The following is a 21865-nucleotide window of genomic DNA, read 5'->3' as shown; positions in this document are numbered from 1 at the left end:
TCAGCGCCGTCAGCCGCCTCATCGGCCCGCCCCCTTCAGCGCCTCGAACGGTTCGCCCCGGCAGGTGTACGCGGCCGTCCGCATCGCGTCGATCCGTGCGAGCTGTTCGGGGTGCGGCCGTGACGTCAGGTCCTGCCATGCCGTACGCGCCTCGGGGTCGGCGGTGGGTTCGAGGGCTCCGAGGACCCATGCCACGGCGACGGTCCGGGCGGTGTCCTCCGGCCCGATGCCCTGCCAGCCGACGGGTGTGCAGCCGGGGACCATCCCCCGTCCGATGAGTGCCCGGGTCAGGGCCTGGCCCTTGCCGGTGGGGAGGGTGTCGAAGTCGACGAGGACGGTGTCGCGGGACCAGCGGGGTGGGGAGCCCTCGGGCAGGAGGGCGGTGTTCTCGCGTACGGCGGTCGGCGCGCTGTCGCCGAGCGCGGTGTGCAGGCGGCGGAGTGCTTCCTTGCCGGGGCCGGCGAGGCCGGTGAGGCGGTCCCGGTGGCTTCTGGTGACGCAGACGGGTCCGTCGCAGACCGGTGCGGCGGCGGCCCGGTCGACGACGTACATGCGGGCGGGGTCCGTGGGCAGGAGCGGCAGGGCGAGGGCCGTGCAGGCGAGGGCCGGGGTGAGTGCGAGCAGCCGGGTGTGGGGTGTCGCGGCGACGAGCAGGGCGAAGCCGGTGGCGGCGAGGCCGAGGAACCAGAGGGTCTGGCCGAGGTCGACGGCGCCGGAGAGGGTGGCGAAGGCGGAGCGGATGTCCTCGGTCGTCGGGGAGAGGAGGGAGAGGCGGTTCGGCCGGGAGACGGGGAAGCCGTCCGGTGTGGTCGTCTCGGTGCGGCCCAGGGACATGTGCAGGAGCGTCGTGAACGCGAACGCGCCGACGGCCAGGGCGGGCGGGGTGAGCGGGAAGGGCAGGGCGCGGCCGATGCCCATGCCGAGGACGGCTCCGGCGGCGAGGGCGAGGACGGCGACCAGGGAGACCGGGAGCCAGCCCAGGTGCTGATAGGGGGCGTGGGCCAGTACCCGGACCCCGCCGGTGAGGACGAGCAGGGTGAAGCCGGCGGCCAGTGTCGCCGCCGTCGTACCGGCCTGGACGGCGGCGCGGTGCCAGGCGGGGCGCGGGGTGCTCGTCAGGAGTTCGGACATGGTGGAGCGGTGGTCGCGCAGGCCCTGGAGGGCGCCGATGCCGACGGCCATCGGCCACAGGTAGTAGAGGAGGGAGCGGGTCCACAGGGCGAGGGTCGTCCACTGGGCGGTCCATGCGGTGGTGCCTCTCCACCATTCGCCGTCGACGAGGTGGAGGAAGGCGAGCGAGGTCGTGAGGACCAGGGCGCCGGCCCAGGGGGCGGCGGAGCGCTTCAGTTCGGTGCGCAGGACGCTCACCAGGAGTCCTTCCCTCGTCCGGGGTGCTGGAGCAGGGCGGAGTAGCCGCGTTCGAGAGGGCTGTCGCCGATGTGGTCCGGGCCGCCCGCCGCGGCGAGTTCCTCGGGGGTGCCCTGGATGACGAGGCGGCCTTCGTCGAAGAGGACGACGCTGGTGCAGGCGGCGGCGACGTCCTCGACGAGGTGGGTGGAGACGACGACGCAGGTGTCCTGGCCGAGTTCCTGGAGGAGTTGGCGCAGGCGCAGGCGCTGGGCGGGGTCGAGGCCGACGGTGGGTTCGTCGAGCAGGAGGACCGCCGGGTCGTTGACGATGGCCTGCGCGATGCCGACGCGCCGTACCATCCCGCCGGAGAGGGTCTTCATGCGCGCGTCGGCGCGGTCGGCGAGGCCGACGCGTTCCACGGCGCGCTGCACGGCGTCCGGGACGGCGGCCTTGGGCACCTCTTTCAGCCAGGCCATGTACTCGACGAACTCGCGGACGGTGAACCGCTTGTAGTAGCCGAACTCCTGCGGCAGATAGCCGATCCGGCGTCGTACGGCCCGGTGTTCGCCCCGCTCCCCCACGGACTGTCCGAGCAGTTCCAGGCTTCCTTCCGCCGGTCGCAGGACGGTGGCCAGGGCCCGGATGAGGGTGGTCTTGCCGGCCCCGTTCGGCCCGAGCAGGCCGTGCACTCCGGTGCCGAGCGACAGGCCGAGCCCGTCGACGGCCATCCGGCTCCTGCCGGCCCTGACCCTCAGTCCGGTGGCCCGGATCTGCCAGGCGTACGCCGTCGGCGCGATGTCGGCCGCGTTCACCATGTCGTGTTCCTTCCCGAATCGGCGTACGCCCCTCGGCGCACGATGACGATGCCCACGCCTGCGGCGAGGACGATCCCCCACACCGGCATCCCGTCCGTCCCCAGGGCGGCGGTCGTCCGGCCGGCGGCGAGCGTCGGCGCCACCACCGCCCCGGCCCATCCGGCGGCGAGCGCGACGGCGGCCCGGGTCACCCCGACGAGCCCGCCGAGCGCCAGCGTCGTCGTGGTGAGCGCGAGGCAGGGCAGCAGCCACTGCGCGGCGCTCGCCCCGGTCGCCCAGCCGCACAGCAGCAGGACGGGGACGACGACGGCGAGGACGGACGCGGTGCGGCGCAGCACCAGGTAGAGCCCGGATCTCGGGGTGGAGGCGGTGAGTTCGTACGCCGGGTCCAGGCCGCGCGACCAGGACGCGGCGACGCCGAGGACGGGCAGGACGGGGGCGAGCAGCAGGACGAGCGAGACCTGGCCGGCGCCGGTCAGGTCCAGGAGCAGGGCGATCAGGGTGACGCTGACCGCCATGGCGAGCCAGGGGACCATCGCGGGGGTCAGCCAGCGGGCGAGGCGTGCGGAGCGGCGGCGCCGGGCGGGCGGTGGGGTGAGGCGGGGTTCGAGGGCGGTCCACACGGATTGCGTGAGGGCCGTGACGGCGGGGGGGACGGCGTGCGCGAGCTTCTCGCGGCAGGCGGGGCAGGTCTCCAGGTGGGCCTCCAGGGCCCAGACCTCGTCGGGGGCGAGGTTCGTGTCGCCGCGGGCGTATCCGTCGACGAGTCGTGCCGACGCGTGGTGCGGGGTCATGTCAGCGCCTTCCGCAGCTCGGTCCGGGCCCGGCGGGCGCGGGTCTTGACGGTGCCTTCGGGCAGGCCGAGCAGGACGGAGGTCTCGCGGACGGAGAGGCCGTCGAGGACCAACGCCTGGAGGACGTCCCGCAGTTCGGGGGCGAGGCGGTGCAGGGCGTCGCCGACCTCGCCGCCGACGGCCCTGGCGAGCGCCTCGTCCTCGGCGGCGGGGGCCGGGTGGCGCGGGGCGGCCTCGGGCGGGGGCTGCGCGTGGTGGGCGCGGCGCCGGAACGCGTCGACGAGGCGGCGGGCCGCGATCGTCCACAGCCAGCCGACGGCGCTCCCGCCGGCCGCGGTCCCGACGAAGGCGCCCGCCGCGCGCCACACCGCGAGGTACGTCTCCTGCATGACCTCGGCGACGATCTGCTCGTCGGCGCAGCGCCTGCGCAGCCGTACGGCCATCCAGGGCGAGGTGCGCCGGTACAGCTCCTCGAACGCGGCCCGGTCGCCGCGGGCGATCCGTCGGACGAGGTGTTCCTCGTCGAGTTCGCCGGGTGGTTCTCCTCGTGCTCTCACACCCCCAAGACGTGGGGCGGGGGCGTCAGGTTTTCCTCGGGGGGTGATCCGCGTCACATGTGGCGCGTGCAGCCGTACGCCGGCCGGGATACCCCGGCCGGCGTACGGGTCTGCTCAGGAGATGCGGGAGACGAAACGATACGTCCCGGAGCCCGCCCGGTAGACGGCCCGGTCTCCCTCGATGCCCTGGAGGACCGCTCCCCCGCCGGCGGCGGGCGGGGCGCCGCCGCCGGTCAGGACGCGGATCTCGGCGCTGGTGTTGGGCGGGATGACGACCGTGAGGCGGAAGACGCCGCCCTGGCGCGTCCACTCGGTGGTGACCTCGCCGTAGGGGCTGCGGTAGCGGCCGGCGGCCTCGGTGAGGTCGCCGACCGGGCGGGGGTCGATGACGAGGTCGCGGTAGGCGACGGAGGTGTCGGTCTGCCGGATGCCCGCGAGGGCGCTGTGGAACCACTCGTCGATCTGGAGGAGGATCATGTGGTTCTTCGAGTTGAGCAGGTCCCACTGTTCGGGGACGGTGGTCAGGCCCTGGGGGTTGGCGGTGGTGGGGGCCATGAAGTAGCCGTAGCTGGGGCGGGTGTTCTCCTGGAGGACGCGCCACAGGAGGTCGTCGCGGCCCCCGGCGATCAGGGACCGGATCACCGGGGACAGACCGATCGTCCCGGCGCCGAGGTGGGGGCCGCCGCCGAAGGGGTGGAAGCCCTCGACGAGTTCGGCCAGCGCGTCGAGGACGCGCCCGCGTTCCCCGTCGGGGACGAGCCCTTCGTCGAGCGCGAGGCCCTGGGCGGCCTGGGTGGCGCCGGCCGTGCCCTGGTCGCCCTGGCTGGTGTAGCGGCCCAGCGCGCTGTTGTAGAAGGCGTCGTTGAAGGCGCGCTTGATGGACGAGGCGAGGTCGCGGTACTCGCTCGCGTCGCCGTCACGCCCGATCAGTTCGGCCATCCGCGCCATCCGGTCGGCGACCTGGTGGTAGGCCCAGGTGCCGGTGATCCGCCCGGAGGTGGGCTCGGCGGAGCTCCAGTCGGCGAGGGCCGCGTCGACGATGTGCGCGTCGGCTCCCGTGCCCGCCTTCTTGGTGCGGATGTAGGTGAGGAATGCCTGCATCCGCGGGTAGACGCGGGCCATGGTCTGCGTGTCGCCGTACGTCCGGTACAGCAGCCACGGCGTGAGGACGATCCCGTCGCCCCAGTTGATCTCGTCGCCGTACCGGCCGAGGTAGCCGTAGTCGTACACGGGCGCCTTCAGCGCGACGTTGCCGATGTTGTCCCCGGCCCGCGACTGGCCCTCCACCAGGTGGCGGGCCATGGTGCGCAGGTAGGCGCCGTAGCCGAAGGTGCGGTGCAGGGCGCCGAAGGGCTGGAGGTAGTCGGCGGGGTAGGCGAGTTTCTCGCGGCCGGGGCAGTCCGTGAAGGTGGACATGGTGTTGCTCATGATCGAGTAACGGGCCATGCGGTGGACGCGGTTGACGCGCTCGCTGGAGGTGCGGACGTCGCCCGCGACGGGGACGTCGGCGTGCAGCTGGAGTCCGGTGAGCGTGTCCTCGGTGGGGGTGTAGCCGGCGGGCAGGCCGGTGACCTGGACCCACTGCATGCCGAAGTAGTGGAACCGGGGGTGCCAGGTCTCGCCGCCGGGCGCGCCGTACGTGGTGTAGGCGTCGAAGACGTCGGTGCCGCGCACGGGGCCGCCGCCCATGACGGAGAGCTGGTTGACGGTGCCATCGGCGTTGAGGGACTCGGCGGGCCGCATCGTGACGGTCGTCCCGGCGGGGAGGGGGTCCAGGCGGAGCTGGGGCCAGCCCGCGAAGTTCTGGCCGAAGTCGAAGACCCACACGCCGGGCCGGGGCTGGGTGATGCTCGCCGGGCGGAGGCGGGCGGTGATCTTCACGGGTTCGCCGATGCGCCAGACGAGGCTGGTGGTGAGGTTGGGCGGTGGGGCGAAGCCCGCGGCCGTCCAGCCGGTGGGGGTGCCGTCGCGGCGGCGCGCGGCCGGGGTGAGGTCGGCGCCGGGGGCGTCCCAGCCGGGTTGTTCGCGGCGGGCGTCGTAGTCGGTGCCGGAGAACCAGTTGGCGGTGGTGTCGGGGCCGAGTGCGGTGCGCCAGGTGCGGTCGCTGACGATCGCGGTGACCGTGCCGTCGGCGCCGGTCAGTTCGAGGCGGGCGATGAGGCGGGGGGTGACTGCGGCGCCCGCGCTGGGGTCGGTGCTCGCGAGGGGGTTGCCGGAGCCGGTGACCCGTGCGCCGGTGGCGTGGGCGTGGGTGAGGCCGGGTTCGAAGGTGATGCCGGTGCCGTCCGCGCCCGCCGTGCCGATGGCGGTGATCCTGCGGGACTCCAGGCGTACGCCGCCGTCGCCGGTGTCGACGTTGACGGTGCCGCCGAGGTGGTAGCCGGCGACGCCGCTCACCTTGACGGTGGTGGCGCCCGCCTCGGCCGGTGCCACGAGCGTGCCGTCGCCCTTGAACTGGCTCTGCCACCAGGTGTACGGCGCGGTGCGCCCGGTCGCCGGGCTGGTGACGGAGCGGGTGACCAGGGCGGTGCCGTGGCCCAGGGCGACGCCGAGGGTGTTGGGGCCGGGGCGGACGAGGTGCGTCACGTCGTAGGCGCGGTACTCGGTGGAGAGCTGGTAGTTGGAGTTGCCGGGGGCGAGGACCTCGTCGGTGACGGGGGCGCCGTTCAGGGTGGCCTCGTGCAGGCCGACGCCGGAGAGGTACAGCCGGGCCCTGGTGGTGCGGCGGGGTGCCTCGAAGGCGCGGGCGAAGAGCGGGAGGGGCTGGTCGAGGGTGCGGGCGGGGTGTTCGATCCAGCGGGCACCGCCCCAGTCGGAGGGTCTGAGCAGGCCCGTCTCCCAGGTCGCCGGGGTGCTCCAGCCGGTCGCCGAGCCGTCGGTGCCCCAGGTGCGGACCTGCCAGACGACCTCCTGCCGGGAGAGCGGCGGCGGCCCGCCCCAGGGGATGTCGTGCTGGGCCGCCGAGCGGACCGTGCCGGAGTCCCAGAGGTAGCGTCCCGCCGCCATGTCCCGTGCGCCGCGCGCGGCGCGGATGCGGTACGCGGCCTGGGTCCAGCCCCGGTTCACGCCCGCCGTGCGCCAGCCGAGCCGGGGCGCGGTGTCGTCGACGCCGAGGAGGCGTCCCGTACGGCCGTCCACGGTCAGGTCCCTGACGGTGGGTCTGGGGACGGCGTCGGGTTCGGCGGCCTCCGCCTCGGCGGGCAGCCCCGGAGCGACGGCCAGCGCCACTCCCGTCGCCGCCAGCCCTCCGACGACCTGTCTGCGGCTGAGGATGCCGCTGCGTTCCTCGGACATGCGAGCTCCTTCGAATCGGCCGTTCAGGGTGCGTCGCCTCGATCGGGCCCTACGGCGGGGGCGGTGTGCGAGTCGTCCAACTCCCCCTCCCCGCAAGCCGGAACCGATCCCTCCAAGGCTGCCCGGATCGGCGAGATCGCCAAGCGTGACGCCTGGGTCCGCAGGGGTGTGGCGACTCATATGAGCCGATCTCCCGACAGCCGTCGCCATTATGCGGAGCGCCTGCCGGTGTCCTGCCGCGACGCGCTGACGAGGCGTCAGTGTGTGTTCCGCGCAGATCACGGCGTCCTTCCGGCGCCGTCGAGGTTGTCCGGTTCCGCCGCCTCGCCCGGCGGGGGCCTTGCGCCGGGCGGGTCCGGGGTCCAGGGCGGTAAAGTTGGTGGTGCCGTCAAGTTATGAGGAGGGTTCGATGGCCCAGGCCACCACCTTGCGGGCGGACGCGCGCCGCAACATCGAGAAGCTGAAGGCGGCGGCCGTCGAGGTGTTCCGCGAGAAGGGGCTGCACGCGCCGCTGGAGGAGATCGCCCGGCGGGCCGGGGTCAGCGCCGGGACCCTCTACAACCGGTTCGGCTCCCGCGAGGCGCTCATCGACGCGGTCGTGCCGGACCTCGCGAAGGACACGCTCGACAAGGTCGTCGACAAGGCGCTGGCCTGCGCGGACCCTTGGGAGGCGTTCACGGGGTACGTCGAGGACGTCTGCCGCCTCCAGGCGTCCGACCCCGCCCTCAACGACGTCGTCTCCCGCCGTTACGCCGCCGAGCGGCTGGCCGTCGTGTGCCGGGTCACCGAGGAACGGGAACGCCGGATCATCGAACGGGCCCAGGCGGCGGGGGCGTTGCGGGCCGACTTCACGCGCGAGGACATGCTGTTCGTGTGGTGGTCGACAGCGATGCTGGTGCGCAACACGGGCGGGGTGGCGCCCGAGGCGTGGCGGCGCGGCGTCGGGTTCCTGCTCGACGGGCTGCGGGCGGAGGCCGCGCATCCGCTGCCGGTGGGGGCGCTGACGCCGGGGCAGACGGATGCGGCGATGCGGGGGTTCGGGGAGGCGGGGGCGGTGTAGGCGGCGAGGGACGAGTACTCCAGGACGTCGATCGGCCCGACGGGGGCCGTGCGCGCGGGCGTTCAGTGCTCGTCCGGGGGACGGTCGCGTACCGCCGCCTCGATCCGCAGGCCCGAGCCGAGGACGGTGAGGGAGACGACCAGGGGGGACACCCACACGTGGCCCCCCGTGGTCAGACTGTCGAGGGCGAGGACCAGGGCCGCGACGACGAGGGCCATCGTGCCGGTGGCCCTCGTCGCGTCGGCGCCGGGGCGCGTCATGGTGTGCCGGGTCCGTTCAGCTGCCGGCGGGGTTGTTGTAGTAGATGTCCGTCGACTTCTGCATCGTGTCCCCGCCGGATCCGGTGTAGGACAGGCTCATGCCCAGGACGGTGATGGAGACGCCCCAGCCGCCGTTGCCGTCCTGGTTGTGCTCGTAGTGGTAGGAGGCCGAGAACTTCTGGGAGTCGTCGCAGCCGTAGCCGATGCGCTTGAAGTGCAGCAGGTGCGAGCCGTGGTCGGCCTTCATCGCGAAGCCCTGGGTGGCGTCGTCGATGTTCCACACGTTCTCGGTCTTCGTGGCGGTGTGGCGCCACATCTGATCGTAGGGGTTGTTCTGCCAGTCCGCGGCGAGGAGGTTGCTGCCGTCGTTCTGCCAGCATTTGAAGTCGACGTCGTCCACCGCGAGGCCTGAGGCGTCGTCGGGGTCGGAGCCGTTGACGTAGTCGTCGCGGAAGTTCCACTGGCCGGAGGCCGTCCACCATTCCCCGTACTGGTCCTGGGTGTGGTACCAGGAGCCGGAGACCTGGAAGGCGTCCGTGGGGATGTCCTTGGTGGACGCGGCCCGGTCGTACGCCTCCTGGACCTGCGCGGCGGTGGCGCCGTGTAAGCCGACGGCGGGGACGTCGAAGCGGAGGCTGTCGCCGCCGGCGTCCGTGACGGCCCGTTCCAGGGCCAGGTAGTCGCCGGGGTGTTCGCGCCAGGACTCGGCGTACGCGGCGGCGGCCCTTTCCTTCGCCGTCCTCGGCGCGGCGTCGGCCTGACCGGTCAGGGTCACGGGGATCAGCGCGGTGGCGGCGAGCACTGCGAGGGCGGTGCTGGTCTTGCGGCTCAAGGCGGCACTCCTCCTCCCCGGTCTCCCGGGGCGTGTCCTGGGGCACGCCTGTGTCGGCGTGCCGACTGTCGAGGAGCGTTGTGGGTGCGGTCGGGGAGAGCCAGGAGGAAGCGCCTTTCCGCACACAAAGGTTTCACCGTGCACGCTGCTGTCCCAAACGGACGATCCGCTTCTGTCAGAGCGAGGCGCCGCCGCGCTCGCGGACGTCTTCGAGGCGGCGCGGGCGGGTGTCGCCGCCGGTATCCACAACCCGGACGGGTCGCGGGCGGCGAAGCGGCTCGCGGAGGGCTTCACGTTCGCGACCGCCGCCTGCGGCCTGGTGCACCTGGAGCAGTCCGCCCGCGACCACCTGGCCTCGGCCCGCACGCCTGGAGCAAGCCTGTGCCGACCGCACTCCCCGCCACGTACGACCGTGACGACACGGTCCTGCCCACACCGACCGTGCAGAGCCACGCCGCGAACCTGACCGTCCTGCCGGGCGGCGGCCTCGGCTGTGTCTGGTTCGGCGGCACGCAGGAGGGCATGGCGGACATCTCCGTCTGGTTCTCCCGCCTCGCGCCCGGCGCCACGCGGTGGACGGAACCGGTGCGTCTCTCCGAGGACCCGGCCCGCTCCGAGCAGAACCCGGTCCTCTTCCCCCCACCCCTCGGGCGCCCTGTGGCTCCTGCACACCGCCCAGCGCGGCGGCGACCAGGACACCAGCGCCGTGAAGATCAGCGACGACGACGGCGAGACCTGGACCTAGCCCGAGCCGCTGGACCTCCCCAACAACAACTCGTCGATCCAGTACGTCCCGCTCGCCGACGGCCGCCACGCCATGAGCAGCGCCCTGGACGCCACGGACCGGCGGGTCTCCCTGTACGGCGAGATCGACGGGGCGGGCGGCCTCGCCGCCCAGGAGGACACCGCCGACTCCCCGGTCTCGTCCGCGTTCTGGGGCGCCCCGAGGGCCCCGCTGTCCCTGGCCTTCTCCGACGACGCCGGCCTCACCTGGCCCGCGCGCGCCGACCTGGTGACCGGGGACGGCCACTGCCTCACCAACGACTCCCGCGACGGCCTGAACCGCGAGCTGTCGTACCCGTCGATCGTCCGGACCCCGGACGGGGATCTGCACATCGCGTACACGCACCACCGCAAGGAGATCCGGCACCTCCGGCCGCGCACGTCCCTCGGTTAGGGCAACGGCCGTACGCTGTCGGGCCGTTCTTCGCGGTCCGCGCCGAGGCGCGCGAGCAGCCGGACCCCGTCCTCGGCGGCGCTGCCGGGTGCCGCCGAGAGGACGATCAGCTCCATGCCCGACTCGTCCGGGAGGGCGAAGTTCTCCTGGTGGAGTTCGAGGAGGCCGACGAGGGGGTGGTGGAAGGCCTTGCGGCCATGGGTGCGGGCGCGGACGTCGGCGCGGGCCCAGAGGCGGCGGAAGCGTTCGCTGCCCATGGACAACTCGCCGATGAGGGAGGCGAGTCGGGGGTCGTCGGGGTATTTGCCCGCGGCCAGGCGGAGGTGGCCCACGACGTCGAGGGTGCATACCTCCCACTCGGGGTACAGGCCGCGTTCCTTCTCCTCCAGGAAGATGTGGCGGGCCGTGTTGAAGCCCGGGATCGGGCGGCCGAAGAGGAGCCCGGCGAGGCGGTTGCCGGCGAGGGCGTTCAGGCGGTGGTCCAGGATGAACGCGGGCGCGTCGGTGACGAGGTCGAGGACGCGCAGGAGCTGCGGCCGTACACGCCCGGCCGGGGCCTTCGCGCGGCGGCGGGGCTGGTGGGCGAGGCGGTGCAGGTGGTCGTGTTCGGTCTCGTCGAGGCCGAGGACGCGGGCGAGGGCGTCGAGGACCTGTTCGGAGGGCTGGGTGGCGCGGCCCTGTTCGAGGCGTATGTAGTAGTCGACGCTGACGCCCGAGAGGTGCGCGACCTCCTCGCGGCGCAGGCCCGCGACCCGGCGGCGCCGGTCGACGGAGATGCCGGAGGCCGCCGGGTCGACCCGGGCGCGCCGGGTCCGCAGGAAGCCCGCGAGATCGTCCATGGGCTCCAGTATGGCCCCGGTGGCGGGCGCGAGGGTGGTCCCGCGAATACCAGGAAGTCCGGTCCGACGGTATGGGCGGCCCTGAACAACGAGCGTTCGTGGCCCCAGGATCGACGGCATCCGATCCGAAGGAGTTCCCGTGAAGACGCTGATCGTCCACGCCCACCCCGAGCCGCGGTCGCTCAACGGCTCGCTGACGGACCTCGCCGTGCGGACCCTGGAGGGTGCCGGGCACGAGGTGCGGGTGAGCGACCTGTACGCGATGCGCTGGAAGGCGGCTGTGGACGCCGCCGACTTCGGCCCCGCCGCCTCGCCCCGGCTGAACGTGGCCCTCGACTCGGGCCGCGCCTTCGACTCCGGGACCCTCACGGCCGACGTCCGCGCCGAGCAGGAGAAGCTGCTGTGGGCGGACACCGTCATCCTCCAGTTCCCGCTGTGGTGGTACACGATGCCGGCGATCCTGAAGGGCTGGGTGGAGCGGGTGTTCACCTACCACTTCGGGTACGGCGTCGGCGAGCACAGCGACACGAAGTACGGCGAGCGGTACGGCGAGGGCACCCTCGCGGGGAAGCGGGCGTTGTTGTCGGTGACCACCGGTGGCCCCGAGTCGCACTACTCGGCACGCGGCATCAGCGGCCCTCTGGACGACCTGCTGTTCCCGATCCAGCACGGCATCCTCTACTACCCCGGCATGGAGGTGCTCCCGCCGTTCGTGGTGCACCGCGCGGACCGGATCACCGAGGAGGGGTTCCGGGACGTCGCCAAGGCGTGGGAGGAACGCCTGCTCACCCTGGAGTCGACGGAGCCGATCGCGTTCCGGCGGCAGAACTTCGGTGACTACGAGATTCCGTCGCTGCGGCTCAAGGAGGGGCTCGAGCCGGCGGGGCGGACGGGGTTCGGGCTGCACGTGCGGGGCTGACCGCCGGGTTCGGGCAGCCCGCGCAGGAACAGCAGGCTCAGCACCGGCATCAGGACGAGCGGGGTCAGCGCGGTTTGCAGGCTCGTGGCGTCGGCGAGGGCGCCGATGGCGGGGCTCGCGAGCCCGCCGACGCTGACGGTCAGGCCGAGGGTGATGCCGCTGGCTGTGCCGACGCGGGAGGGGAGGTAGTCCTGGCCGAGGGTGACCTGGAGGGAGAAGGGGACGTACAGGCCGATCGAGGTCAGGGCCACGAACAGGTAGAGCGCCGGGCCCGGTGTCCCCACGACGCCCGCGACGGACACGGCGGTCAGGACGTACGACCAGCGGGAGACGGTGACCCGGTCCCAGCGGTCGGCGAGGGCGCCGCCCAGCAGGGAGCCGACGGCGCCGCCGAGGTAGAGGACGGTCAGGGCGGCGGTGCCGGCTGCCGTGCCGCCGCCCACGCGCTGGCGGGCGTACAGGGCGATGAAGGTGCTCAGGCCGACGAAGGTGACCGACCGGAAGACCACGGCGAGGGACAGTTTCACGAAGGAGGCGGTGTCGTCGGGGCCGGGCGGGAGCACCGTACCGGGTCCCGCCGTGCGCTGGTGGAGGGCGTGGACCACCGGCAGGCACAGGGCGGTTCCGGCGAGGGCGGGCAGGAGCAGCAGGGGGGTCCAGCGCAGTCCGCCGGTGGCGATCACGGCGGTGACCAGGAGGGGGGCGAGGGCGAAGCCGATGTTGCCGCCGGTGGCGAACCAGCCCATCGCGCGGTGGCTGCCGCCGGCGGCGAGGCGGGCGACGCGCGCGGACTCCGGGTGGTAGGCGGCGACGCCGATGCCGGAGAGGGCGACGGACGCCAGGGTGAGCGGGTAGGAGCCGGTCAGGCCGCTGAGCGCGATGCCGAGGCCGCCCAGGAGGGTGCTCGCGGGGAGCAGCCAGGGCAGGGGCCTGCGGTCGGTGAGGACGCCGAACACCGGCTGGGCGACCGAGGAGAGCAGGGAGGCGGCGAGGACGATGCCCGAGGCGGCGGCGTACGGGTAGGCGCGCTCGGCGACGAAGAACGGCACCAGGGCCGCCACGGCGCCTTGGTAGACGTCGACGCAGGCGTGGCCCACGGACAGCAGGACGATCGAGGTGTTCCTTCGCATGCCGTCATGCTCCGGGCCGGACGCCCTGTCGCGCTTTCGATAAACTGCCAGGTGATGACGGAATTCCGCCACGATCCGGTGGCCCCGACCCGCACCCAGTGGCTGGCGTCCGGCGCGGCGATCGACGCGCACCGGCACGACGACCACCAGATCGTCTACGCGGGCCGTGGCGTGCTGTCCGTCACGACCGACGCCGGGTCCTGGGTCGCGCCGGGCACGCGCGCGATCTGGGTGCCCGCCGGCACGGTGCACGCGCACCGGGCGTACGGCGGACTCGACCTGCACCTGGTGGGGTTGCCCGCCGCCGAGAACCCGCTCGGCCTCGACGCGCCGACCGTCCTGGCCGTCGGCCCGCTGCTGCGGGAGCTGCTCATCGCCTACACCGGCACCGAGGGCGGCGACACCCCCGAGCGGTCCCGGCTGCGTGCCGTCCTCCTCGACCAGTTGCGTGCCTCGCCGCAGCAGCCGCTGCACCTCCCGGCGCCCACCGCTCCCCTGTTGCGCCGCCTGTGCGGCATCCTCCGGGCCGACCCCGGCGACAGCCGCACCCTCGCCGAACTCGGCCGCGAGGTCGGCGCGAGCGACCGGACGCTGTCCCGGCTCTTCCGCGCCGACCTCGGCATGACGTTTCCCCAGTGGCGCACCCAACTCCGGCTGCATCACGCGCTGGTCCTGCTGACCGAGGGGGTTGCGGTGACGGCGGTCGCGCACCGCTGCGGCTGGTCCTCGGCGAGCGCGTTCATCGAGGTCTTCCGCCGTACGTTCGGTCACACGCCGGGCTCACACGGCGGGTAGCAGCGGGGCGGCGACCTCCAGGCGGTCGTGGTCGATCAGCCAGCGGACGGATTCGAGGACGGCGGCCTCCGGTTCGTAGCACGGGGCGTAGCCGATGAGGGTCCTGGCCTTCTCGATGGTGAGGCAGTGGCTGCGGTGGAGGTGCTCCCAGCTGTTGCGGGCGTGGTCGGGGGTGGTGGTCGTACGGAACTCCTCCCAGGTCACCGGCTCAAGCCGCGCCGTCCGCCCGAACCAGCCGGCCGCGATGTCCGCGTAGCCGCGTACGGTCAGGGCGGTCGGGGCGACGACGTTGAAGTCCTCGCCCGCCGCCGCGTCCCGGTGGCCGATGGCGCGTTCGAAGGACTGGGCGACGTCGTCGGCGTGGACGTGGTGCATCGACTCGGCGCCGATGCCGGGGACCTTCAGGGGCTGTCCGGCGGACAGGGCGTACCAGACGGCGGGGTCGAGGTTGCCGAGCGCGTTGACCGGTTCCCAGCCGGGGCCGACGATGTGGCCGGGGTGCAGGGACGTGGTGACCAGGCCGCCGTTCGCGGTCTCCGCCTTCAGCATCCGGGCGATGCGGTCCTTCTGGATGCCGTACTCCCCCACCGGGGGTGTGCCGCCGGTCTCGGAGATCGGCAGCTTGTCGCTGGGGCCGTAGCGCCACAGGGTGCCGCAGTGCAGGAGGTGTCCGGCCCTGCCGCGCAGCCGTTCGACCAGGGCGGTCGCCGAGTCCAGGGTGAAGCAGACGAGGTCGACGACGACGTCCGGCGCGAGGGCGGCGACCCGGTCGCCGAAGGTGCCCTCGGCGTCCTCCCGCTGCCGGTCGGCGACGACCTGCCGCACCTGTTCCCATTCGGGGGCGGCGGCGTAGGCGGTGCTGGTGCCCCGGCTGATGTTGATCACTTCGTGTCCGGCGCGCACCAGACGGGGTACGAGGAAGGTGCCGATGTGGCCGCTTCCGCCGATGACGACGACTCGCATGCGTCTCCCGCTCCTTGCCTCGTCCTTGCCGTTCATGGCGCCAACCCTAAAGCCGGCCGGGGTGACGGGGCCCGTGCCGGAACCTTCCGCTCCGCTCCGGCGCACGACCCGGCGGGTCCGTGGGCGCCGGGGTCATGGCGACTGCCTTTCGGCGCGTGCGGCTCGTGCGGTGAATCGCGCTCCGGTGAAAGCGCCCTACACGCACCCCCGGGGCGGCACGGAGCATGACAACCGGTTCCCGGGATCTTCGGCGGGCGGCGCGTCCGGCGCTTCTTCGTGCCCTGCGCTTCTGCGTGTCCTTCGGCCTTCGTGTTCTTCGGTCTTCGTGTCCTTCGAGGGGTGTCCATGTCCAAGTGTGTCGTGTTGTTCCCTGGTCAAGGGGCCTATGTGCCGGGGGCGTTGCATGCGCTCGCCGAGTCCGAGCCGGTGGTGGGCGAGGTGTTGGCGGCGGTCGACCGGGCTGCTGCCGGGGTGGGGCGGGAGCCGGTTTCGCGGTTGCTGCTGGATCCGGGGGCGCCCGCGCTGGGGGAACTCGTGGACCGTGCGCCGCAGGATCTGCATCTGGCGATCTTCGCGTCCGAGATGGCGCTGTTCCGGCTGCTCACCGAGCGGCTGGGGGTGCGGCCCGACGTGCTGCTCGGGCACAGCTTCGGGGAGTTGGTGGCGCTCGTCGCGGCCGGCGCGCACGATCTGGAACAGGGGGTCGCGCTGGTGGCGGCGCGGGACGAGGCGTTCGCGGCGTGCCCGCCCCGGGCCGGGGGGATGGTGGCGCTGGAGGTCTCGGCGGGGCGGGCGGGGCATCTGCTGGCGGCGCTCGCGGAGGGGGAGGTGTGCGTGGCGGCGGACAACGGGCCCCGGCAGTGCGTGGTGTCCGGGCCCGAGGAGGCGTTGAGGCGGGTGCGCAAGGCGGCGGAGGCGGTGGGCATCCCGGCGACGGAGTTACGGGTGCCGTATCCGTTCCACAGCCACGGGCTCGCCGGGGTGGCGCACGAATTCGCCGCGCGGGCCGGGGAGTTGGTGCCGCGACCGCTGCGGCACCGGCTGTACTCGGCGATTCTGGGCCGGTACTTCGCCGACGACGCGCATTCCACGCTGGCCGCGGGACATCTCGTCCGGCCCACCCGGTTCGCGGACGCGGTGCGGGTCTTGCACGCGGAGGGGGCGGAGGTGTTCGTGGAGTGCGGGGCCAAGGGAGTGCTGAGCGACCTGGTGACGGGGATCGTGCCGGGGGTACGGGCGGTGGCGCCGCTGCGCAGGCGGGTGGGGGCGCGGGAGTTCGTGGCGGCGCTGGGCGAGCTGGTGGCGGAGGGGGCGGCAACAGGCAGGGCGGTGCCGATGGAAACGGCTACGACCTGGCCGGTGCCGAAGGGGGCGGCGCCGGGTGGGGCGGTGTCCGGGAAAGGTGCGCTGCGGCCACGGGCCGTGAGCCCTGCGAGCGACTCCCCGGCCGGTCCGGCCCCCCTGCCCGGTCACGCCGAACTCGTGGGCGCACTGCGGGACTTGTACGTCAGCGCCCTCGGCTATCCCCCGGACGTCCTCACCCCCGGCGCCGATCTGGAGGCCGACCTCGGCATCGACTCCATCAAGCAGGTCGAGCTCTTCTCCCGGGCCCTGGAGCGCTACGGCCGCCGTCTCCCCCCGGGCGGCAGCCGGCTGACCAGCTACACCTCCCTCGACGACCTGGCGACCCTGCTGCGGGACCTGCCGACGGCGGTGGGCCGATGACGTACGCGCAGCTCCCGGCGGCCCGCGACCTCGACGGCCGTATCGCGCTGGTGACCGGCGGCGGCAAGGGCGTCGGCGCGGCGATCAGCCGTGAACTGGCCCGGCACGGCGCCCATGTGATCGTGAACTACTTCCACTCCCCCGACCGGGCCGAGGAGACGGTCGCGGCGATCCGCGCGGCGGGCGGCTCGGCCGAGGCGCTGCGGGCGAGCGTCGCGAAGCCGGAGGAGGTCGCGGAGATGTTCGGGGCGGTCGCCGACGCGCACGGCGGTCTGGACGTCCTGGTCAACAACGCGGCGCGGGGCGTCTTCGCCAGGTACGACGAGCTGACCGACCGCGAGTGGCGGCGGGCGCTGGACACGAACGTGCACGGCGCCCGCTGGTGCGCCCTGGGCGCGGTCCCGCTCCTGGAGCGGCGCGGCGGCGGGGCGATCGTGAACGTGTCGTCCATCGGCGCGGGTCTGGCGATGGACGACTACTTCCTGGTCGGCGTGTGCAAGGCGGCGCTGGAGGCGATGACGCGGTATCTCGCGGCGGATCTGGGGTCGTCGGGGATCCGGGTGAACACCGCGGCGGCGGGGCTGCTCGACAACCCGACGGCCGCGCTGTTCCCGCGGGCCGAGGCGTTGCGGCGGGTGTACGCGGGGGCGGCGCCGCTGGGGCGGGTGGGGACGGAGGAGGAGCTGGCGCGGCTGGTGGCGTTCCTGGCGTCGCCGCAGTCGGGGTGGGTGTCGGGACAGTCGTTCCTGGCGGACGGGGGTCTGTCGGTGGGGCGGGCGATGCTCACGTCCCGTGTCCCGGTCGCGGGAGAGGCGGCCGGGCAGGAGGAGACGGTCGCTGTCGTCGGCATGGGGGTCGTGGCACCCGGCGTCGACGGCCCGGACGCCCTGTGGGGGCGGCTCGTCGAGGGCCGCCCGGTGTTCTCGGAGCCGGGGGAACGCTTCGCGCTGGACGACTTCTGGTCCGCCGAGCGCGGGGCGACGGACCGCACGTACAGCCGGGTCGCCGGGTACGCGCACGGCACCGGGGACTTCCTCACCGACTGGCTGCGCGCCGCGCTCCTCCAGTGCGGGCCCGCGGCCGGCCTGCGGGCGGCGTGCTTCGTGGGCGCGTGGAACGAGGGCAGCCAGCATGTCGAGGAGAGCGTCCTGGTGGAGGCCGTGGCCGAGGGCACCGGCTCCGAGGAGGTCCGTGAGGCGCTGCGCCGGCGGTATCCGCACGCCGGTGTCCTGGCCGACCACCTCCCCCTCGCCGCGGCCCGGGCCGCCCTGGAGGGCATCCTCCCCGCCGGGACGCCCGTGCAGATCGTCGACAGCGCCTGCTCGTCGTCCCTGTACGCGATCGACCTCGGCGCGAAGAGCGTCCTGGACGGCGACTGCGACATCGCGTACTGCGGGGGCGCCTTCTCCCAAGGGCCGCGCTACAGCGTGCTGTTCGCCCAGCTGAACGGGTTGAGCCGGGCGGGCCGGGTGCGGGCGTTCGGCGAGGACGCGGACGGCGTGCTCTTCTCCGACGGCGCGGGTCTGGTCGCCCTCAAACGGCTGGACCGTGCGCGGGCCGACGGGGACCGGGTCCTCGCGGTGCTCGCCGGGTTCGGTGCGGCGTCGGACGGGCGGGGCAGGGCGGTCCACGCACCCAACCGGACCGGGCAGGAACGGGCGTTGCGGCGGGCACGTGCCGTGAACGCGGTGCCTGCCGGGCAGCTCGACTGGGTGGTGGCGCACGCGACCGGGACCCCGGTGGGGGACGCGGTGGAGCGTTCGGTGCTGGAGGAGGCGAGCCCGGGCGTCCTGTGCACGTCGAACAAGTCGGTGGTGGGGCACACCGGTTGGGCCGCCGGGGTGCTGTCGGTCGTCCACGCGCTCCAGGGCCTCGCGCATTCGACGGTGCCCGCGCAGGTCCCCTGCGAGGGGATCGCCCCGTCCGCGCTGCGCATCCCGGCGCACGCGGCTCCGCTCCCCCGCCGGCCGGACCGGCCCCGGACGGTGGGCGTCTCGGCGTTCGGGTTCGGCGGCACCAACGCGCACCTCCTCCTCCAGGACGAGTCGACGCCCCGCTCTCAGCCCCCGGTGCTCGACGGGGACCCGGTGGTCGTCGTCGGCTGGTCGGCGCATCTGCCCGGGACGCCGGACGAGGCGGAGGTCTTGCGGCGGCTGGCGGGCGGACTCCCGCCGGCGGAGCGGTCGTTCGGGTCGCCGTACCCGGTGCCGCCGGTCGGCGAGGTGCGGATGCCGCCGCGTACCGCCGCCGTGATCGACCCGGCCCAGTTGATGGCGTTGCAGGTCGCGGCGCGGGTCGCGCCCTTCTGGGAGGGGCTGGCGGAGACCACGGGGGTGATCGCCGCGCACACCGGGGTGCCGGTCAACTCGGCGGACGTCAGCGTGCGTTGCTATGCGCGCTCCCTCGGCCGCGAGCCCGTGCGGGCGTTCGTGGAGAGCGTCCTGGAGCGTACGGAGGCCGCGGTCGAGGACACGCTCGCGGGGCTGATGCCGAACGTGGTCCCCGCGCGGGTGGCCGCCGCGCACGATCTGCACGGGCTGACGATGACCGTGGACACGGGGCCCACCTCGGGGCGTACGGCGCTGAGGACCGCGCGGAAGTACCTGTCCAGGGGGGAGTTGGACGTGGCGCTCGTCGTCGGTGCGAACGGCGGCAGTACTCCCCTGTTCGCCCGCCTCCACGGTGTGCCCGAACCCGCCCCCGCCGAAGGCGCTTTCGCGTTCGTCCTGACCCGCGCGTCGGTCGCCCGCACCCGGGGCTGGGCCGTCCTGTCCCCGCTGGACGACCTGCTGTCGGCGCTCCCGGACCGGCAGGGCTTCGCCACGGACCGCACCTACCTGGCGGCGGACGACCTGGTCGACGCCCTGCTCCGGCTCCCCCTCGCCGGACCCCGGCTGACTCGCCGTCACACGGTCGCCTGGGTCCGCTCCGGAGCCGTACCGGCCCCTCCGGCGCGCCTCACCCCGGACACCCTCGTCCTCTCCGACTCCCCCGTCCCCGAACTCCCCGCCGCCTCCCGCCTGTTGACCTTGCGGCCCGGCGACGACCCCCGGACGTCCGTCGAGAAGATCCTCGCCGAGAACCCCCGGGGGTTCCGTCACCTCCGTGTCCTCACCGACCTGCGCACGGCCCCGGCCTGGCCCGCGCCTCCCTCCGGGACGCTGCTCGCCGTGCAGGAAGCGGCGTTCCTCGCGACCCGGGAGCTGCGGGACGCGCTCGTCGACGGCGGGACGCTCGGGGTGGCGGTCCTCACCGGGCCGGTCACACCGCCGCACGCCCATCTGTTCACCGGGTTCGTGAAGAGTCTCGCGTGGGAGCTGACCGGGTGCACGCCGCTCGCCCTGCTGACCGACGCCGGCACTCCCGGGGCTGGACTCGCCGCGCTGGAGGGCGAGTTGGGGCGGGCGCAGGAAGGGTTGCCGGTCGTCGTGCACCGGGGCGGGGTGCGGCTGGTCCAGCGACTGCGCGAGGACGACGTGCCGGTCGGGCCGGTCGCGTTGGCGCCGGGGTCGGTCGTGGTGGCGACCGGGGGTGCGCGGGGGATCACCGCCGCGTGCCTGATCGGGCTGGCCGGGCGGGTGCCGGTGCGGCTGCACTTGATCGGGTCCAGTCGGCTGGAGGACGTGCCGGAGGAGTTGTTGGCCGCCAGGGATGGTGAACTGCCGCGGCTGCGGGCCGAGTTCATCGCCGGCCAGCGGGCCGCGCTGCCCGGGCTCTCGGTGCGGGAGATCAACCAGCGGTTCGAGCGGCTGCTGAACGCGCGGGAGTCGCGGGTGAACCTGGCGCGGCTGCGGGAGCTGTGCGGCGCCGAGAACGTCCGCTTCCACACCGCCGACGTGACAGACGCGGAGGCCGTGCGGCGCGCCGCCGAAGCGATCGGGCCGGTGGATCTGCTGGTCAACGGGGCCGGGGTGCATCATCCCGGGGACATCACGCGGAAGGACCTGCCGGGGATGCGGCGGGTGCGGGACGTGAAGGTGGCCGGATATCACCATCTGCGGGACGCGTTCAGCGGGGTGTCGGCTCCCCGGCTCTGGTGCAACTTCGGGTCGGTGACGGGGCTCGTGGGGCTGCCCGGGGAGAGCGACTACTCGCCGGCGAACGACTTCCTCGCGGGGGCCGCCGAAGCCGCCGGGAACGACGGCGAGTTCACGATCGCGTGGACGATCTGGGACGAGACCGGGCTCGGTTCGGGCAGTGTCGTCCAGTCGTACACCGCCCGCACGGCCCGGCTCAGCCGGATGACGACGGCGGAGGGGGTGGCGCACTTCCTCGACGAACTGGCGCGGCCCCGGGGCGACCGGCTCGTCACGTTCCTCGGAGAAGCCGAACACGCCTCCTTCGACCGGCAGTTCCCCGGATTGCGGGACTCCCCCGCTCTGCCGCCCTCACCCGGTCCACGAAACCCGCCCGGGCGGCGATCCGCGTCCGGTCTGCCGGGTTCCCCGGGGGTGCCCATCTCTCCGGAACTGCCGGCTTCTCCAGCGCTACCGGCGTCTCATGGGTTACCGGCCTCCCCGGAGCGGCCGGGCTCCCCGGGGCTGCTGGGCGAGCCGTCCGGGCCGGGGCTCTGGCAGTTCTCCCTCGATGTCCGCACGCACCCCTTCCTGCTGGACCACATGATCGACGGCCGCCCCACGCTGCCCGGTGTGATGCTGGCGGACCTCGCCGTGCAGGCGGCGCGCGCGCTCGTTCCGGGGCTGCCGGTGCGCGCGGTGGAGAACCTCGTGTTCTCGGCGTGGGTGCGGGCACGCCCCGACGGCACTCCGGCGGCCTACCGGGTGACGGCCAGGGCCGGCGGCGGCACCGGCCCCCGGTCCGTCGCCGTCGTCGTCCGTTCCGACACCGTCGCGCCCGACGGCCGGGTCCTCGCCCGGGACCGCGAGCACTTCCGGGCGGTCGTACGGCTCGGCGGCCCGGCGCCCCTGCCCGTGCCGACCGGTGAGCCCGGCGCGGACTGGCCCGCCGTCACCGATCCCTACTACCAGGACACCTCGCCCGCTCTCCTCACCGGCGTCTTCCGGGCCACCGAGGACTGGCGTGCTGGTCCCGGCGGAAGCTCCTGCCGCTGGCGCCCCGGCGCCGGGCTCCCCCGGCTGGGCACGCCGTGTGTCCTGCTCGACAGCCTCGCGCGGACGCGGTGGCTGGCGAGGACGGCGGCCGTACCGCGCCGCGCCACGCGGATCGCGCTGCACACGGACGCGGACGACACCTCGCTCGCCCGCGCCCATCCCGAGGGGCTCGTCCTGTCCCACTGCGCGGCGACCGGCGTGTGCACTGCGCGGACCGCCGACGGGCGGGTCCTCGCCCAGATCACCGGCCTGACCGGCACCGAACTCACCTCGAAGTGAAGGG

At 73.9% G+C, this 21865-nt stretch carries 16 protein-coding genes and 1 pseudogene; 7 read left to right on the top strand and 10 right to left on the bottom strand.

All coding sequences use genetic code 11. The features are described 5' to 3' along the window. Positions 1-18: 18 nt before the first annotated feature. The 5 genes from PV682_RS31170 to PV682_RS31150 all read right to left on the bottom strand — a co-directional run bounded on the left by PV682_RS31170 (position 19) and on the right by PV682_RS31150 (position 6810). Positions 19-1368, bottom strand: a complete 1350-nt coding sequence (locus PV682_RS31170) for a hypothetical protein (protein ID WP_319735114.1) — start codon at positions 1366-1368, stop codon at positions 19-21. Then, positions 1365-2165, bottom strand: coding sequence for an ATP-binding cassette domain-containing protein (locus tag PV682_RS31165; protein WP_319735113.1), 801 nt, complete (start codon positions 2163-2165; stop codon positions 1365-1367). Before PV682_RS31165 ends, PV682_RS31170 begins: the two co-directional genes overlap by 4 nt. After that, positions 2159-2959, bottom strand: a complete 801-nt coding sequence (locus PV682_RS31160; RefSeq protein ID WP_319735112.1) for a zf-HC2 domain-containing protein — start codon at positions 2957-2959, stop codon at positions 2159-2161. The genes PV682_RS31165 and PV682_RS31160 overlap by 7 nt, the downstream gene beginning before the upstream one ends. Then, positions 2956-3516: an RNA polymerase sigma factor gene (locus tag PV682_RS31155; RefSeq protein WP_319735111.1), complete on the bottom strand. Its 561-nt coding sequence runs from the start codon at positions 3514-3516 to the stop codon at positions 2956-2958. The genes PV682_RS31160 and PV682_RS31155 overlap by 4 nt, the downstream gene beginning before the upstream one ends. A gap of 114 nt (positions 3517-3630) precedes the next feature. Then, the gene (locus tag PV682_RS31150) at positions 3631-6810 is read right to left on the bottom strand and encodes a family 78 glycoside hydrolase catalytic domain (protein WP_319735110.1); all 3180 of its coding nucleotides are present in this window, start codon (positions 6808-6810) and stop codon (positions 3631-3633) included. Positions 6811-7219: 409 nt separating this feature from the next. On the opposite strand from PV682_RS31150, the gene PV682_RS31145 reads away from it, so the two are divergent. After that, a complete protein-coding gene (locus PV682_RS31145) occupies positions 7220-7870 on the top strand; it encodes a TetR/AcrR family transcriptional regulator (protein ID WP_319735109.1) in 651 nt (216 codons plus the stop codon). 62 nt (positions 7871-7932) lie between these two features. Here the strand turns inward: PV682_RS31145 and PV682_RS31140 are convergent, their stop codons facing one another. Then, the gene (locus PV682_RS31140; RefSeq protein WP_319735108.1) at positions 7933-8130 is read right to left on the bottom strand and encodes a hypothetical protein; all 198 of its coding nucleotides are present in this window, start codon (positions 8128-8130) and stop codon (positions 7933-7935) included. A 16-nt stretch (positions 8131-8146) separates the two neighbouring features. After that, positions 8147-8962: a hypothetical protein gene (locus PV682_RS31135; RefSeq protein ID WP_319735107.1), complete on the bottom strand. Its 816-nt coding sequence runs from the start codon at positions 8960-8962 to the stop codon at positions 8147-8149. 522 nt (positions 8963-9484) lie between these two features. Here PV682_RS31135 and PV682_RS31130 point away from each other — a divergent pair. Together PV682_RS31130 and PV682_RS31125 are read left to right on the top strand one after the other, a co-directional pair. Further along, positions 9485-9547: pseudogene (locus tag PV682_RS31130) on the top strand (hypothetical protein); the annotation flags it as partial. Positions 9548-9716: 169 nt separating this feature from the next. Beyond that, on the top strand, positions 9717-10139 hold the full coding sequence (locus PV682_RS31125) for an exo-alpha-sialidase (protein ID WP_319735137.1): 423 nt from the start codon (positions 9717-9719) through the stop codon (positions 10137-10139). On the opposite strand, the gene PV682_RS31120 is transcribed toward PV682_RS31125, so the two are convergent. Next, entirely contained in the window at positions 10136-10978 is an 843-nt protein-coding gene (locus tag PV682_RS31120) for a helix-turn-helix transcriptional regulator (protein WP_319735106.1), read from the bottom strand. The two genes, PV682_RS31125 and PV682_RS31120, sit on opposite strands and share 4 nt — an antisense overlap. Before the next feature lie 139 nt (positions 10979-11117). On the opposite strand from PV682_RS31120, the gene PV682_RS31115 reads away from it, so the two are divergent. Further along, on the top strand, positions 11118-11897 hold the full coding sequence (locus tag PV682_RS31115) for an NAD(P)H-dependent oxidoreductase (RefSeq protein WP_319735105.1): 780 nt from the start codon (positions 11118-11120) through the stop codon (positions 11895-11897). Here PV682_RS31115 and PV682_RS31110 read toward each other — a convergent pair. Further along, positions 11816-13027, bottom strand: coding sequence for an MFS transporter (locus tag PV682_RS31110; RefSeq protein WP_319735104.1), 1212 nt, complete (start codon positions 13025-13027; stop codon positions 11816-11818). The two genes, PV682_RS31115 and PV682_RS31110, sit on opposite strands and share 82 nt — an antisense overlap. Positions 13028-13081: 54 nt before the next feature. On the opposite strand from PV682_RS31110, the gene PV682_RS31105 reads away from it, so the two are divergent. Next, a complete protein-coding gene (locus PV682_RS31105; RefSeq protein WP_319735103.1) occupies positions 13082-13822 on the top strand; it encodes an AraC family transcriptional regulator in 741 nt (246 codons plus the stop codon). On the opposite strand, the gene PV682_RS31100 is transcribed toward PV682_RS31105, so the two are convergent. Continuing rightward, positions 13808-14785 (bottom strand): NAD-dependent epimerase/dehydratase family protein, encoded by a 978-nt coding sequence (locus PV682_RS31100; protein ID WP_319735102.1) that lies wholly within the window; start codon positions 14783-14785, stop codon positions 13808-13810. The genes PV682_RS31105 and PV682_RS31100 overlap by 15 nt on opposite strands. Positions 14786-15130: 345 nt before the next feature. On the opposite strand from PV682_RS31100, the gene PV682_RS31095 reads away from it, so the two are divergent. Further along, a complete protein-coding gene (locus tag PV682_RS31095; RefSeq protein WP_319735101.1) occupies positions 15131-16510 on the top strand; it encodes an acyltransferase domain-containing protein in 1380 nt (459 codons plus the stop codon). Next, on the top strand, positions 16507-21861 hold the full coding sequence (locus PV682_RS31090) for an SDR family oxidoreductase (RefSeq protein ID WP_319735100.1): 5355 nt from the start codon (positions 16507-16509) through the stop codon (positions 21859-21861). Before PV682_RS31095 ends, PV682_RS31090 begins: the two co-directional genes overlap by 4 nt. The last annotated feature ends 4 nt before the right edge of the window (positions 21862-21865 follow it).

The organism is Streptomyces niveiscabiei (assembly GCF_033794345.1).
Classification (GTDB): domain Bacteria; phylum Actinomycetota; class Actinomycetes; order Streptomycetales; family Streptomycetaceae; genus Streptomyces; species Streptomyces niveiscabiei.
This window is presented reverse-complemented; position numbering and strand designations above follow the sequence as displayed.

What these genes read in the sequence shown, in the direction of transcription:
- PV682_RS31110 (WP_319735104.1), bottom strand. Translation starts at nt 13,027, where the DNA reads ATGCGAAGGAACACCTCGATCGTCCTGCTGTCCGTGGGCCACGCCTGC.
- PV682_RS31095 (WP_319735101.1), top strand. Translation starts at nt 15,131, where the DNA reads ATGTCCAAGTGTGTCGTGTTGTTCCCTGGTCAAGGGGCCTATGTGCCG.
- PV682_RS31100 (WP_319735102.1), bottom strand. Translation starts at nt 14,785, where the DNA reads ATGCGAGTCGTCGTCATCGGCGGAAGCGGCCACATCGGCACCTTCCTC.
- PV682_RS31140 (WP_319735108.1), bottom strand. Translation starts at nt 8,130, where the DNA reads ATGACGCGCCCCGGCGCCGACGCGACGAGGGCCACCGGCACGATGGCC.
- PV682_RS31165 (WP_319735113.1), bottom strand. Translation starts at nt 2,165, where the DNA reads ATGGTGAACGCGGCCGACATCGCGCCGACGGCGTACGCCTGGCAGATC.
- PV682_RS31160 (WP_319735112.1), bottom strand. Translation starts at nt 2,959, where the DNA reads ATGACCCCGCACCACGCGTCGGCACGACTCGTCGACGGATACGCCCGC.
- PV682_RS31090 (WP_319735100.1), top strand. Translation starts at nt 16,507, where the DNA reads ATGACGTACGCGCAGCTCCCGGCGGCCCGCGACCTCGACGGCCGTATC.
- PV682_RS31105 (WP_319735103.1), top strand. Translation starts at nt 13,082, where the DNA reads ATGACGGAATTCCGCCACGATCCGGTGGCCCCGACCCGCACCCAGTGG.
- PV682_RS31145 (WP_319735109.1), top strand. Translation starts at nt 7,220, where the DNA reads ATGGCCCAGGCCACCACCTTGCGGGCGGACGCGCGCCGCAACATCGAG.
- PV682_RS31150 (WP_319735110.1), bottom strand. Translation starts at nt 6,810, where the DNA reads ATGTCCGAGGAACGCAGCGGCATCCTCAGCCGCAGACAGGTCGTCGGA.
- PV682_RS31120 (WP_319735106.1), bottom strand. Translation starts at nt 10,978, where the DNA reads ATGGACGATCTCGCGGGCTTCCTGCGGACCCGGCGCGCCCGGGTCGAC.